At 65.6% G+C, this 14,633-nt stretch carries 9 protein-coding genes and 1 pseudogene; all 10 read right to left on the bottom strand.

Annotated features, from left to right (window positions below; translation table 11 throughout):
- Positions 1–118 precede the first annotated feature (118 nt).
- Positions 119–205, bottom strand: a pseudogene (locus BLP82_RS31990) (nucleoid-structuring protein H-NS); the annotation flags it as partial.
- Between the two features lie 482 nt (positions 206–687).
- Positions 688–1,632 (bottom strand): type VI secretion system-associated lipoprotein TagQ, encoded by a 945-nt coding sequence (tagQ, locus tag BLP82_RS13175; RefSeq protein WP_092168400.1) that lies wholly within the window; start codon positions 1,630–1,632, stop codon positions 688–690.
- A gap of 86 nt (positions 1,633–1,718) precedes the next feature.
- Positions 1,719–3,446: a formylglycine-generating enzyme family protein gene (locus BLP82_RS13170; protein ID WP_092168398.1), complete on the bottom strand. Its 1,728-nt coding sequence runs from the start codon at positions 3,444–3,446 to the stop codon at positions 1,719–1,721.
- Positions 3,439–4,635 (bottom strand): ABC transporter permease, encoded by a 1,197-nt coding sequence (locus BLP82_RS13165; protein WP_092168395.1) that lies wholly within the window; start codon positions 4,633–4,635, stop codon positions 3,439–3,441. Before BLP82_RS13165 ends, BLP82_RS13170 begins: the two co-directional genes overlap by 8 nt.
- The gene (locus tag BLP82_RS13160) at positions 4,635–5,351 is read right to left on the bottom strand and encodes an ABC transporter ATP-binding protein (RefSeq protein ID WP_092168392.1); all 717 of its coding nucleotides are present in this window, start codon (positions 5,349–5,351) and stop codon (positions 4,635–4,637) included. The genes BLP82_RS13165 and BLP82_RS13160 overlap by 1 nt, the downstream gene beginning before the upstream one ends.
- On the bottom strand, positions 5,351–8,440 hold the full coding sequence (locus tag BLP82_RS13155) for a serine/threonine-protein kinase (protein ID WP_092168389.1): 3,090 nt from the start codon (positions 8,438–8,440) through the stop codon (positions 5,351–5,353). Before BLP82_RS13155 ends, BLP82_RS13160 begins: the two co-directional genes overlap by 1 nt.
- Entirely contained in the window at positions 8,437–9,168 is a 732-nt protein-coding gene (locus BLP82_RS13150) for a PP2C family protein-serine/threonine phosphatase (RefSeq protein ID WP_092168386.1), read from the bottom strand. Before BLP82_RS13150 ends, BLP82_RS13155 begins: the two co-directional genes overlap by 4 nt.
- Entirely contained in the window at positions 9,169–9,822 is a 654-nt protein-coding gene (gene tagF / locus BLP82_RS13145) for a type VI secretion system-associated protein TagF (RefSeq protein WP_092168383.1), read from the bottom strand.
- Complete coding sequence (tssM, locus tag BLP82_RS13140; RefSeq protein ID WP_092168380.1) at positions 9,819–13,319, bottom strand: type VI secretion system membrane subunit TssM; 3,501 nt, start codon at positions 13,317–13,319, stop codon at positions 9,819–9,821. The genes tagF and tssM overlap by 4 nt, the downstream gene beginning before the upstream one ends.
- Entirely contained in the window at positions 13,316–14,629 is a 1,314-nt protein-coding gene (locus BLP82_RS13135) for a DotU family type VI secretion system protein (protein ID WP_092168377.1), read from the bottom strand. The genes tssM and BLP82_RS13135 overlap by 4 nt, the downstream gene beginning before the upstream one ends.
- Between the last annotated feature and the right edge of the window lie 4 nt (positions 14,630–14,633).

The following is a 14,633-nucleotide window of genomic DNA, read 5'->3' as shown; positions in this document are numbered from 1 at the left end:
CAAGAGATAGGCCGGCTATTAGGCCGCCTTCGCGGGCAAGCTTTGCTCCCACAGTTGGATCGGGGGACGGCCAAAGAGCCAGGTCGGCTATAAGGCCGCCTCGGCGGGCTTTTGATCTGGGGGCCCCGTTGACCACGCTGGCCGAACGTAGGTATTGCGCAGTGGGCACCTCGGCATGGATGCCGAGGTAGCCGCGCTGGGCCATGGATGGCCCTTCGCGGCGGCCCACGGAGCAATGCCGGAGTGAGGGCACACCGAGCCTAGGCGAGGTGCCGAGTGGTGGGGCAAAGACCTTTTGGTTACTTTTGGGGCGTTTGCCAAAAGTGACCCGCTGTAAGAGCGGAACCGCCAGTAGCCGTTACCGCAGAAATGGATATGTACTTAGTCAAAAACATCCTGGCCGGCTGTCAGGCCGCCATCGCGAGCAAGCTCGCTCCCACAGTTTGATCGAAGTAAAACCGGAAGAGACAGGCCGGCTGTAAGGCCGCCTTCGCGGGCAAGCCCGCTCCCACAGGGGATTGGAGGTGTCGCAGATATCACCGGCAACACAAAACAACTGTGGGAGCGAGCTTGCTCGCGATGGCGGCGGGTCAATCGACATGGATGCCAACTGAACGGACGCTATCGCGAGCAAGCCCGCTCCCACAGGTTTTGGCTGCTGACCAATGATCAGCAGCCCTCACTCAATCAAACATTCGGGCAAGGCACCGGTGCCCAGTCACCCAGGTCCGGGTTCTTGCACATGCTGTTGACCTGAGTGGTACCGGCACTGGCCACCTGCTTGCTCTCATCCTGCTTGGCCTTGGCGGTCTGCAGGGTTTTCTCGGTGGTCACCGCTTCTTTCGGCACGGTCGGCAGGTCTTTCTTCTTCGCCGGCTGCACGTTCTTGTTCTTTTTCTTGTTGGTAGTGGTCTGAGCCACGACCGGCGTGGTATCAGCAGTGGCCACGGTCACCACGTCAGTACGCTGCACACCCACTTGCTGCAGGTCTTTCTCATAGGCCTGGGTGTAGTTGTTCAGGTCTTCCGAGGCTTTGCCGTTGACCGCGACGATCAGGTCGTTCGACTCTTTCAGGCCGGAAACGATTTCCGCCAGGCGCTTGCGGCCTTCGGTGTCGTTGACGGTCTTGGCCTTGCGGTCGGCAACCAGTTTGCTGAACGCGTTCTGGTAGCACTGCTGCGAGGTCTTGGCGTAAGCGGTGCTGCGGTCGATGTCGGAGACGCTTTTGTTGACGTCGGCAGCGTAGGAGGCGATGCGCTGGTTGTCATCGGCGATCTGCTTCTGGCGCTCGGTGTAGTAACCGGCTGCGCCACCGGCCAGGGCGCCGCCCGCGGCACCGATGGCGGCGTTGCGGCCACGGTCTTCCTTGTCGGCGGTCAGGGCGCCCAGCAGTGCACCACCGACAGCGCCGACAGCGGCACCGGTGACGACCGACTTGGTCATGTTGCCTTCGGTGGAGCGCAGGTGCTGCACCGGCTCGTAGCAGTTCGGGTAGTACTCGACCTTGGTGCTCGAGGCGACCTTGGAGGTCGGCGACGTGGCGCAACCGGTCAGTACGGTGCTGAAGCCGACAGCGACCATCAGCAAGTGACGCTTGGAAACCGAAGCAAATGGTTTACGGGAGAAAAGCATAGTTGTGTTCTCGTTTAAGTGTTGACCAAGCTCAGCGCGGCGCTATCGCCGCCTGAGTCCCTTCCAAGCTCGCTGACAACGGACACTCAAGACCGCTGAGCGTTCGATGCGAGCAATTCCTTCAATATCGCCGCCGGGTCGGCTCGTTTTTGCTGACGATAATCCCCGACATGACGAACGAATAACGTTGCACGCGCCACCAGGCTCTTGCCCAGTACCGGTTTGCGCTCCAATTCTTCCTTGATGCGCTGGAACTGCGCCTGGATCACGGCATCGGTGTAGCGCGTGCCGGTGGCCAGGTTGTCGATGTAGATCGCCACCGCGCCATCCAGTGCGCTGCGGCCGTTGTCGATGGCCGTGGCGAACAGCGTGGCGCTGGCCTCATCCTTGGCGTCCAGCGCGGCTTGCCGGCTGTTCTGCAGATTGGTCAGGCGAATGTTGTAGTTGTTGACGGTCTCGGCCACCAGGGCCGACGACTGGATCAGGTTGCCTGCCGCTTCCTCGCGCTGCTGGGCGATGAGCGAGACGTTGCGCTTGAGCTCTTCGTTGACCAGGCCCAGTTCGGCTTGCAGGCGCGGATCGACGCTGGCGGCGATGATGCTGTCCAGGCGTTTGGTCGGGTCGTCAGCGTCATCAATGGCGTCGGTCAGGGACGCGAGCCGACCCTCTTTCTGCCATTGGGCGAACAATTCCTTGTAGCGCGAACGCGGCGCCGACAATGCCCCGACGGCCACGCGAAAACCGGTGGTTTCGTTGCTCTGCTCGGTACCGTCGGCGGCGAACAGCGGGTATTCGCGGCGCATGCCGGTGAACAGCGTGCCCTCGCCTTCCAGGTAGTTGCCGCCCTTGACCACGAAGCCGCCATAAGCGCCCTGGCGGCGACCAGCGTGCACCAACTGGAAGGATTCCTGGACCATCTCGGCCGCGTTGCCCACCACATCGAACAGGCCGATAGGGTTCGGCAACTTGGTGCCGATGGGCATCAGCCGCGCCGCCTGACCGGTGCCACCGGCAACCTGGTTGAACACCGCCCAATCGGCCAGCGGCCCGTCGCTTTCACTGCCCTCCAGGCGCCGGGGAAACAGGCGCCCTTCCAGGTCCTGGCGGCTGACGGCCTGCCCGCCGCGGGCGGCGAATTCCCATTCGACTTCCGTCGGCAAGCGCACGAAACCCAACCCGCCGTCTTCGGCGGAGGTGCCGCGACCGCTCACCGGCAGCAGGTCCTTGTGGTATTTCATCAACCAGGCGCTGTACACCGCCGAGAAGCGTTCGGCCTCGAACTTCGACAGTTTCACCTTGGGCAAACGCCCCGCCACGCCTTGGGGCAAATCGGCTTGCAGGGTTTCGCAGGCCGGCGCCGCTTCGCCACTGGCCAGCGATTGCGCCTGGGCCATGACCTGGGCGTATTGGCGGGCCGTGACCTCGTACTTGCCGATGAAGTACAGCATCGGCTTGAGCGGCGTCTTGGCGTCGGTCTTGGGCATCAACGGCGTGATGGTCTTGTTCCAGTCCGTGGGCAGGTCCTTGAGGGTGAACTGGCCGTTGATGAAGTCGCGCCGGTAGCCGGAAATGAACGACTGTTGATAACCCGCCTCGCCTTCGCTGAACGGGTAACCGAGGCTGATCTCGCGGTCGTCCAGGGTGCCCTGGGCGAGGATGTAGACGTAGCGGAACACCATCTGGCCTTCGCACGGCAGCGGCAGGCTGACGTCGTCGGGCAACGGCTTGGGGTTGTCCAGCTTGTCCGTGCCTTCATCTGCCCAGACCATGCTGGCCAGGCTCAGCGCCACGGCGGCGCCCAATAACTTATACATCGCGAATTCCTTCACACGCCTGGATGCGCGCCACCCGCCAGCCACCGCAAGCCGCCGCGACGGCGCTGACGCCGAGCACGGCCAGCAGGGCCAAAGTGTAGTGACGCACCAACAGATGGCTGGCGTATTCGCCGGGCATCTGTGCAAATAAATAATTGAGGCCCGACTGCGCCAGGCCATACAAGCCGGCACTCAGCAGGGCCGCGAACGTGGCGCTGTAGAGCGCCTGCAACACCACGAACAGCAACAGCGCCGCGGTGGAAACCCCCAGCAGGCGCAACACCGACAACTCCCGACGCTTACGCTCGACCGCCGCCAGGGCGCCGGCAAAGATCGCCGCGAAGGCACCGGCCAAGGCCAACCCGGCGATGATCCAGAACACGATCGACAGATTGCGGCTCAGCGATTGCACTTGTGCGATGGTCTGGGCCTGGGTCGAGACCAGCAGGTTCTGCCCGGCGAAATACTGACGCAGCAGCTCGACGTCGCCGAGGCTGCGGGCATACAAACGAAACGCCGGGTAGACCCGTTGCCCGGCCACACTCACCGCATCGCCCGGCCAGCCGAACGCGGGCACGGCGCGGCCGTCGCGGTAATCCTCGGCGGCCTCCAGCAAGGCCAGCGGTGCAAACAGGCCGTCCCGGGCGAAGGCTTCCAAGGGCAGCACGTGCAAGACCTGAACGCGGGTGCGCTGCGCCTCGCTGCGACCGGCCACCTGCCGGCCGAAACTGGCCTGCACCCAATCGCCGGCCTTGGCGCCGAGCTTTTCAGCGGCGGTCTGGCTGAGCACCACTTGATCCAAGCCTTGAGGCACCGGCAAATGCTCGAACAAGGGATCGTTGACCGCGGTGGGAATCATCTCGACCGTAACGACCGAAGCATCGCTGCTCAGATCCGCCGTGGCGGCGATCTGGCGGGTGCGCGGCAAGGCAAAGGCCACGTCGCCGCGCTGGCTTAACTGTTCGATGAATTCGGCACTGAAGCGACCGCCGCCCAAGGGGATGATTTCCCGAGTGGCCGGGTCGTTCTGCAAGCGCTCGGTCAGGCTGCTGACCAGGCCGAACTTCAGGCCGAACAACACCAGCAACGGCGCCACCACAGCCACCAGAGCAAGCACCGAGCAGGCCGACAGCCAGGCATCGTTGCGGTAATCCTGCCAGGCCAGGGAAGCCACCAGCGCGCCGCGCATCAGCAAGCCTCCCCAAGGGTGGCGGTGACACCGCCGTCGGCATCGCGACGGCAACTGATGCGTCGCACCTGCAAACCGCTGGCGCGGGCCAGCGCCTCGTCGTGGGTGGCGACCACACAGCACACGCCGTGTTCGCGAGCCTGGGCCACTAACAACTGCATGACGCGCTCGGCGTTCAGCGGGTCGAGGGCGGCGGTCGGCTCATCGGCCAGCAGCAGGCGCGGCCCATGGGCCAACGCCCGGGCACAACTGACCCGCTGGCGCTGGCCGACGGATAAGTCCGCCGGTTTCTTGTCCAGTTGATCGGCGATGTCCAACTGCCCAGCCAGGCGCGTCACGCTTGCGTCATCCTTCAAGCCCAGCAATTTGCGCGACAACGCGATGTTGCCGCGCACATCCAGGAAGCCCAACAGGCCGCCGGTTTGCAGAACATAACCCAGGTAACGACTGCGCAGCTCGGCCAAGGTGCCCTGTTGCGACGCACGCCACAATTTGGCGATGTCCAGCGGCGTGTCGGCGGGCGTGAAGTCGAACCGCCCGGCCTGATCCGGCGCCAACACCAGCGCCAGCAGGTCCAGCAACGTACTCTTGCCACAACCGCTGGGGCCGACCACCGCCAGTTGTTCACCGCCGCGCAATTGCAGCCGTGGAATCACCAGGCTGTAGCGCTGGCTGCCGGCGCCCCGGCTTTTGTGCACGGCGTTGAGGGTCAGCATCACGGCAGCGTCGACAACGGAACGCGGTACAAGGCATCGCCCGGCTCGGCGTCGCCGAAGCGCACCCAGTTGGCGAGGTCGTTGTGGAAGGTTTCGTAGAGGCGGATTTTCGAATCCAGCTCATCGATGAAATCTTCCTGCTCGGCCACGCTCAAGGACAGCCACAAGTCCTGGGTCATGTTCAGCGACTTGCTGCGGTACGGCAGCCCTTCCAGGTATTCGCCGAGAATGCCGCCGTCGGCCAGGTTGCCGCCCTTGCGCAGGGCCGACGGGTCGCGGCTCATGTAGGCACTGGCGCTGGCGATTTCCTGGAAGAAATCCTTGGGCGAGCTCTGGGTCTTGCGGGCCGCGTCGACGATCAGCTTCAGCGACTGCTGCAGGTCGTTGAGTTGCAGCTTGGTCAGCATCACGCAGACCTGGAACGCCGGCAGCGCCGGGTTGGTCAGGTCGCGGTCGGCGGTCCAGGCGCTGACCAGTTGCGGCGCCTGGCTGGCGGATTTGCGCCCCAGGAAATCCATGTGCATCGCGTAGCCGACCGCGGCCGACTTGTCGGCCAGGCTCGGCGCGGAGCTGAGCAGTGGCACGCTTTGCGCCTTGTTGCTGCGCACCTGATGAACCAGGTCGGCGAACACCGAACCGATCTCGTCGACCCGCTCGCCGAACTTGCGCACGTCGGCGCCCGGCACCGGAATGTACAGGTCGCCGATCTGCGGGTTGGCGTCGGCGGTCAGGGTGCGGTACTGGCTCTGGGCGCCGGCATGGGTTTTCTTGCCCGCGTCGCTGAGCAGGTGCAAGGCGTAGATCTTGATCTGCTTGCCCAGCGCCGCCTGGCGCACTTCGGCCTCGTTCATTTGCGTGGCGGCAAATGGGTCGTTCTTGCGCAGGGCACCGGCGTCGGTGACCAACAGGATCAAGCGCCCACCGTAACCGGACCAGTCCATGCCTTCGACGGCTTCCATGACCCCGGCGAACGCGTCTTCGTTAAACGAATGGCTCGACACCGTCGATGCCTTGACCTGCCGCGCCAGCTCCATGAAGCGCTGCGGGTCGCGGCCCTGCTCGAGGGTGATCAGGGTCTTGGCGACGTATTCCAGGCCCGGGGTTTTCTTGATGCTGCTGCGGAAACCCACCATGCCGAAGCTGACGCTGTCCAACTCGCCGCGCTCGGCGATGCGGGTTTGCAGTTCGTGGACCACGTCGCGCACCTGGTCGATGTAGGGCTGCATCGACACGGTGGTGTCCACCACCAGCACCACGGCGGTGCGGAACGCGTCGGCGTTGGCGGTGGTGATCGGCGTGTTGCCCGCCGCCTTGGGGGTGTTGCCAGGGTCGATGGACGCCACGTTCAGCAACTGCACCGGCTGGCCGTTTTCATCGAGGCTTTCGCGGGAATCGAAGATCGGCAACAGATAGAACTGGCTCTGCGGCACCGCGCTGGCGGCCGGTTCAAGGGCCAGCACTTGCTGGTCGTCCTGCGGGCTCTGCTGGGCCTTGAGCAACACGTTCTTGGCGGCCGATGGGTTAGCCAGGAGCTTTTCCACTTCCCCAGGCTGACGCAGGAACATCACTGGCGCACGGCCGGAACGTTCGGTGAATTTGAGCACCAGGCTTTGCTTCCAGTCGCTGACCTGGGCGGCAGGCAACCAGCCGTCGCTGCGCCCGTCGGTGGCCGCGCCGACCCGTACCCAGGCGCTGCCATCGAGGTCTTTGCGCTGATACACGTACAACACCGAAAACGCCGGCAGTGCCTTGCCCGGTGCGGCACCCGGCGCCTCGGCGAGTTTCGCCCCCGGCTTGCTGAGCACGCGCTGGAACAGGGTTTTCTTGCCGGCCATCAAGAGCGGACGCTGACCACCGTCGGCCTCGGTCGCCACAGGAGGCTGGGCCGGCGGGGCGGCGGGTGGCTTGACCGCCGGCACGTCCGGGGCCTGCGGCGGCGTCACTTCCGGTGGCTTGACCGAGGTGGCCGTGGCCACTGGCGTCTTCACTTCTTTGCCATCGTCACCGGCCAACCACCAATAACCCGCGCCACCCAACGCCAGCGCCACGGCGACCGCAACGGCGGCCAGGGCGAACACCGGCCCTTTGCGTTGCTCCGACACCGAGGATTGAACCGTCGGTTTTATCGGCGGAGGAACGGGCTTGGACTGTGGCGGCGGTGGTGAATAAGCCGGGCCGCTGGGAATGTCGATGGACATGGGCGTCAGGCCCGCCAAGTCATCCACCGCAGGCGACGTGGTCGGCAGTTGCAACGACAACGGCCGGATCAGCGTCGCTTCCGACTCCTCAGGCAGGTTATCCAGCGCCCGCAGCAACGCCGCCGCGTCCGGGAAACGCTCCGCCGGGTCCTTCGCCAACAGTTTGCGCAACACGTCCTGGTAACGGCCGTGGTGCACCGGCAACTCCGGCAACGGTTCGGTCAGGTGCGCCAGGGCCGTGGACAGGGCGTCGTTGCCGGTATACGGCAGTTTGCCGACGAGGATTTCGTAAAGCACCACGCCCAGGGCGTACAGGTCGGCGCGACCGTCGATGTCTTGCCCACGGGCCTGTTCCGGGCTCATGTAGCTGGGGGTGCCGACGGCAAAGCCGGCCTGGGTGAACTGGGTGCGGTCGTCCAGGGACTTGGCGATGCCGAAGTCCGAGAGCACCGCCGTGCCGTCGGCGCGGAACAGGATGTTGGCCGGCTTGACGTCGCGGTGGACCAGGCCCAAGCCGTGGGCATACCCCAGGGCCGAGGCGATCTGGCGGATGTAGGTCAGGCCCTGCTCCGGCGTCAGGCCCGCGGCGATGCGTTCCTTGAGCGTGCCGTTGGGCAGGTACTCCATCGCCATGTAATACAGCTCACCGACGTTGCCGATGTCATGGATGGTGACGGTGTGCGGGTGCGACAGGCGCGCCAGGGTCTTGCCTTCGCGCAAAAAACGCTCGCAGAACGTCGGGTCGGCGGCCAGGGCTGCCGCCATCACTTTCAACGCCACCTTGCGCTCCAGCGAACGCTGGGTCGCCAGGTACACGCTGGCCATCGCGCCTTCGCCGATCGGCCCTTCGATGTCGTAGCCGGGGATGACAATGTTCAGGGTCAAGCTCATGACGCCACCTTCACGACCACCACGGTGATGTTGTCCGGCGCGCCACGCATCAGGCCCAGGGACACCAGGCTGCTGGCGATTTCGCCCGGCTCGTCGTGGCTCAGTACTTCGCGGATCTCCTCATCCTCGACGGTCTTGGTCAGCCCGTCGCTGCACAACAGGTAGCTGTCGCCAGGCACCAGCAGCAGTTCGGTCAGCGCCAGGTTCAGTTGCGCCTCGACGCCAATGGCCCGGGTGACGATGTTGGCCCGCGGGTGCACCCGCGCCTCGGCTTCGCTGAGCAGGCCACTGTCCTGCAGATCCTGGACGTAGCTGTGGTCCCGGGAGATGCCTTCGAGCACGCCGTCGCGCAGGCGATACAGGCGGCTGTCACCGGCCCACAGGCACATGCCCCGCAGGTCGCGGACGGCCAGGACCACCACGGTGCTGCCCATCATGGTCACGCCACGGTTGGCGGTTTCTTCCCGCACGGCGGCGTTGACCCGTAGCAGGTCGCTTTGCAGCGCCGCGACGTACTCATCCAGCGAACGCCCCACGGCGATGCCGCGCAGGCTGTCGACGATCAGGCTGCTGACGTAGTCGCCCGCCGCATGCCCGCCCATGCCGTCGGCCACCACCCAGAGGCCGTTTTCCGGCAGGTCCAGGCAGGCGTCTTCGTTGACCTGGCGGACCATCCCGACATGACTCTTGCTTGCAGACTTGATTGCTTTTCCGGCACTTGGACGCATCTACACAACACCTTCTTGGCCGAGCAAAAATTGCGCAAAATCAGCGGCTGCCGGCATTCCCTGGCAGCGCATCAAACCCGGGGCAATGCGCTCCGATCCCTGGCCCCACCACAGGCTCACGCCTTCACAGGCCGACTCGGCCAGGGCGCTCATGCGCCGCTGCGGGTCGGTGGCATCGAAACGATGCAGGCTGGCGAAACGGCTGCTCGGCGTGCGCGGCAGGTGCATCGGGCTACCGAGGGTTTCCAGCTGTTCGTTGAACGCCTCGAAACTGGCCTCCACGCTCAACGTGCTCAGCAACAGGTTTTCGACCCGCTCAAACCACTCGTCGGCACCGCCCACCACGGACGCCGGGTCCGCATCGGGCTCCAGCAGCACCGCGACGGTCAGCGGGAAATAACGGCCGACCCGGTCGATGCTCGGCATCACCACCCCAACGGCGGCGTCCGGGCCACACACACCCGGCGCGAGCATGAAGCGCCACAGCGGGCTGACCAGGTAAGCATCCAGCCAGCGCTCGCCGAGGCTGCTCTGGCTGGCGAGCAAACCCGCCGCCAACCACGAATCCCACGGCCCGATAAACCCCTGGGGCAAGCCACGGCTGACGAAATCGCCGCGGCTGGCCAACTTTCCATAGAAACCCGGCGTACTCATAGCCGCTCCGGCAGGCTGAAGCCGCTGAGCACTCGGCTCTTGAACGGGTTGAAGGCGCTGTTGGCCCGCAACTCGTAAGAGGCGCTGGCACCATCGACCCGCAACCGCAGGTTGAAGCGATCCGGCGAGTTGCCGGCGGTCAGGTCCGATTGCTCCAGCAAGCGGAACCAGGCCCACGGCCCGTCCAGGGTGATGCCGGAACGACCGCTGGACGACGGCGGCATGATGGAGATCCGCACCACGCCGATGCTGCCCGGGTTCGGCCACTGCATGGCGGTCGGGCGGCTCGGGCCGTGGTCGTAGCTCAACTGCTGGCCGTCGAGGTCGAGCAGGAACTGGGTGATGGTCGAGTCCATCGCCACCGGCTTGAGTTCGAAGCGCACCATCGGCTGGGTGCCGCCGGAGCGGAAGAACGCATCGCGGATGGTGGCCGCGCGCTGGAAGGTCTGCAGCACACCGGGGGCGATGCCGAGCTTCTGCGCCGCGCCCGGCTGCCAGCGCCAGGTCGGCGTCGAGGTGTCGACGTAGGGTTGCAGGTACTTGCGGAAGTAGTTGTCCATCACCCCGCCGACGCCGAAGAACTGGCCGAAATCGTCCAGGGTCGCGTCCCGCGCACTGCCCGGCGACATCGGATAGCGCCCGGCCAGGGACTGGCGATAGATGTTCACCACTTCGCTGGTCCAGGCGGCGTTCAGTTGGTTGCGCACCCCGCCCATCATGCTGTTGGTGGTGGAGTTGACCACCGACTTGACCAGGCCCTGCACCAGCGGCGGCTGGCGTTCGGCGTTGAGGCTGACGCGGGTGGCGGCGGCCGTGGCCTGGTTCTTGGCTTCGCCGAGCAAGGCGTCGCCGCTGGCCCCGACCATGGCGCTGACCTGCACGTACAGAGCGTTCATGTCGGCCAACAGACCGTCGATGGCCGCCGGCTCGCCTTCGCTTTTGCTGACGATGCTGTTGAGCTCGGCGAAGTGCGCGGTGATCGGGTCATCGCTCGCCGCCGGCGCGTTTGGCGTCGCCTGCTCCTGGCCGAGCAAGCTGCCCAAACGCTCCTTGAGCTTGTCCACGCCGCCTTCCACCGGCGCACCTTGGGCGGCCAGCAGGCGTTCATCCTGTTGCAGGTCGGTTTCCTTCGCCACCGCCACCAGCAGTTTTTTCAGCGGCGAGGTCGGGCCGGAAATCACCCGCAGCACATCGGCCGCCTGGGCCACGCTGGTGATCGGCACGAAGTCGATGTCGGCGAGCAAGGCGTCCCATTGGCGCAGGTAGTCCTGGAAGTACAAGCGACGCACATCGGCGGCCAGGCTGGCGACGTTCTGCTGATCGGCTTGTTCAAAGCCCAGCACCCACTGCTCTTCGGCCAGGGTGCCGGTCTGGCTCAGGCTGGTGAGCAAGAAGCCCTGGCGGTAGCCCTTGACGGTGAAGAACCCGCTCAGCGGCTCGCCCAACGGCTTGCCGCTCTTGCGGCTGAACACCAGCGCCGCGTCACGCCCGGCGGCTTCGTTGATGCGGAAGTCCGGGATGCCTTCGGGCAGTTTCTGGCGCTTGATCCGGTCATAGACCCGCTGGGCCACCGGCAATTGCTGCAACTGGCGCCGCAGGTCTTCGACCAGGCGCTGGTCCAGGCGCGCGAGGGGCGGACGCCGCTCGAACAACGCCTGCAAATGCGCGGTCAGGGCCTGGCGCTGCTCGGCCGGCAAGTCCCGCGGCAGGCTGCGGTCCCAATCCAGGGCGATCCAGGCCTTGATGAAGTCGGCATCGTAATGCTCGGTGTCAGCGAGCATCAGGTAGGCCTTCAAGCCCTCGTAGAGGAAATCCGAATTGCCGCCGCTGTGCAGTTGCTCTTCGATGCGCGTCAGCAGGCGTGGCGCGAACACCGCGATCAGCAGCTTGCGGTAGACGCTGCCGGACTCGGCTTCGAGCATGTCGCCCTGGTACAGGCCCAGGCCTTCGGCCCAGCTCGGGGCGTCGTCGGCCAGGTGTTTCACGGCGTTGAGCAATGGCAACACCGCGAGCACATCCCGTTGCGCCGGGCTGAGGTTCTGCACGGTCTGGCCCAAGGGCGCGACCTTCTGATCAACCTGGGCGATGTAGGCCTGGTTGGCACGGTAGCTGACCCACCACAACGTGCTGACCACCAGCACCAGCACCACCGTGGAGGCCAGAACGCCGCGGGCGATCCACTTGCGCCGACGCTCGACTTTCGGGTCGACGCCCACCAGCCCGCGCTCGGCGAAGGCCACGGCGGTGAAGAGTTTTTCGATGAAGTAGCTGCGCCCGGTGCCGGTCTGGCGCGCCAGGTGCTGACGGTCCAGGTTCATGCTCTGGGCCATGGAGCCGATCAGGCGGTCGATCGGGCTGCCTTCCTGGGTGCCGCTGGTGAAATACACACCGCGCAGCAACACGCGCTCTTCGAAGGCGTTGGGTTTGAACACGCCTTCGAGGAAGCTTTGCAGGCAATCCTTCAGGGCGCCGAACTGCTGCGGGAAGCCGTAGATCAGGTCGCGCCGCGCCGGGTCGCGCTCTTGTTGCAGGCGCTCCACCAGACGGTCGTTGAGGCGTTGCTCAAGGCCGGTGAATTCGCTTTGCAGGTGCGCCAGCGGGCTGTCGTTGCTCTTGCCATCGTCCAGGGCGAAGGTCATGCCCCAGACCTGGGCGCGCTCTTCCTTGCTCAGGGTATCGAAATACTCCATGAACCCGGGCACCAGGTCGAGCTTGGTCAGCATCAGGTAGATCGGGAAGCGCACGCCCAGCTGGGTGTACAGCTCCTGGATCCGCAAGCGAATCGCCGCGGCATGGGCGGCGCGCTCGGCGTCGCTGCCCAGCAGCAGGTCGGACAGGCTGATGGCGATGAATGCACCGTCGATCGGGCGTCGGGCCCGTTGCTTTTTCAACAGCCCCAGGAAGCCCAGCCAGGCGGCCTTGTCGATGGTCGCGTCGCTGTCCTGGGTGGTGTAGCGGCCGGCGGTGTCGAGCAGGACGGCCTGGTCGGTGAACCACCAATCGCAATTGCGCGTACCGCCGACACCGCGCACGGCACCGGCGCCCAGTTGCGCGGCCAGTGGGAAATGCAGCCCGGAGTTGACCAGCGCGGTGGTCTTGCCTGAACCCGGCGGGCCGATGATCACGTACCACGGCAGCTCGTAGAGGTTGCGACGCTCGTCACCGCCCAGCTTGGCTTTCTTGAGCAGGGCCAAGGCTTCGTCCATGCGCTGGCGCAGGGTTTCGAGCTCCTCGGCGGTGGCGATGCTGGTGGGGTCGGGCGGGGTTTGCGCGGCCAGGCTGCGCATCACTTCGGCGGCCTGACGGCGCGCCTGGATGATGCGGAACACCCGGTAGGCGATCCACACCGCGAACACCAGGATGATCAAGGCCCAGCGGCGGCCTTCAGGCACCAGCCAATCGAGCAGCGGGCCGACGAACCAGATGATCAGGCTCAGGGCGATGAGCCCCAGCAATGGAATGACCCAGCGGGTCATAAAACTGAAAAACGCCTTCACTCGACCCCCTCCGCCAATACTGTGATTTCAACCCGACGATTGCGCGCACGCCCCTCTGGGGTGGCGTTGGACGCCAACGGCTCGGTATCGCTGCGGCCTTCGGCGCTGAAGCGCTCGGGCTGGCCGGTCTTGGCCGAAAGGATTTGCAGCACCGATTGGGCCCGCGCTTCGGACAACGCCCAGTTGGACGGGAACCGCAGGGTGGCGATCGGTCGATTGTCGCTGTGGCCGGTGACCAGGACCTGGCCCTTGACCTTGCGCACCGCATCGGCGATGCGCAGCATCAGCGGCTGGAAATCGTCCTTGATGCTGGCGCTGCCCGAGGCGAACAGTTCATCGCCGCGGATGGTCACCACCGAGCGGTCGACGGCGTCTTCCACGGCAATCCGGTTGGCCCGGATTTCATCGGCCAGAAAGCCTGCCAGGCGTGGGCGCTCGACCACTTTGGGCTGCACCACGGGGCGGTCGATGGTCTGCACCGGGATTTCGCCCAGGAAGTGGATGTTCTTGAACACCGGCTCGGCATCGGAGGCCAGTTTCATCCGCAGGCCGAACAGCAGCGCCAGCAGCAAGGCCGCGCCGATGGCCACGGCGATCCACGGCGGCATGAATTGCGCCAGTCGGTCACGGGCCACGGTGACGCCGCGCCAGTGCGGCGACAGCTCGCGCTCGTAGTCGCCCCGGGCGCTGCGGATCACCGCACTGGTGCGCTCGCGCAACGCTTCCAGTTGGCTGCGACCGTCGTTCATCACCCGGTAGCGCCCCTCGAAACCCAGGCACATGCACAGGTACAACAGTTCCAGCAGGTACAGGCGCTCGCGGGGGCTTTGCAGGCAATGCTCCAGCAACTGGAACACCTTCTCGCCGCCCCAGGCTTCGTTGTGCACGGTGATCAACAGGCTTTGCTTGCCCCAGTCGCTGGTGCCGCCCCACGGCGTGCTCAACACCGCTTCGTCCAGCGCGGTGCACAAGGCGTAGCGGGCCAGCAACACATCGTTGCGCACCACACCGGCGGCCTCGGCGCGCTCTTCGAACTGGCGCAGGTAGGCCAGCAGTTGTGCGCGCAAACTGGCTGGCGCCGGGTGGGCGATGGTGTTGCGCAGGCGCGTCAGCAGGGCCAACAGTGGGCCGGCGGCGCTTTCCAACGGGTTGAGGCCCTCGGCCTTGCCGGTCAGGACCGGCGCGGCCGGCATCGCCAACGGCGCCGGCTGTGGACGACCCGGGTCCGGACGGCCAGGGTCCGGGCGGAATGGATCGGCGCCACGGCCACCGGGCGTCGGCATGAATTGGGTACGATCGTCGTTGCTCATCGCG

The sequence above is a fragment of the Pseudomonas sp. NFACC37-1 genome (genome assembly GCF_900101575.1).
GTDB lineage: Bacteria > Pseudomonadota > Gammaproteobacteria > Pseudomonadales > Pseudomonadaceae > Aquipseudomonas > Aquipseudomonas fluorescens_AA.
Note: the sequence above shows the minus strand (reverse complement) of the source record. Positions and strands in the feature narration are given on the sequence as shown.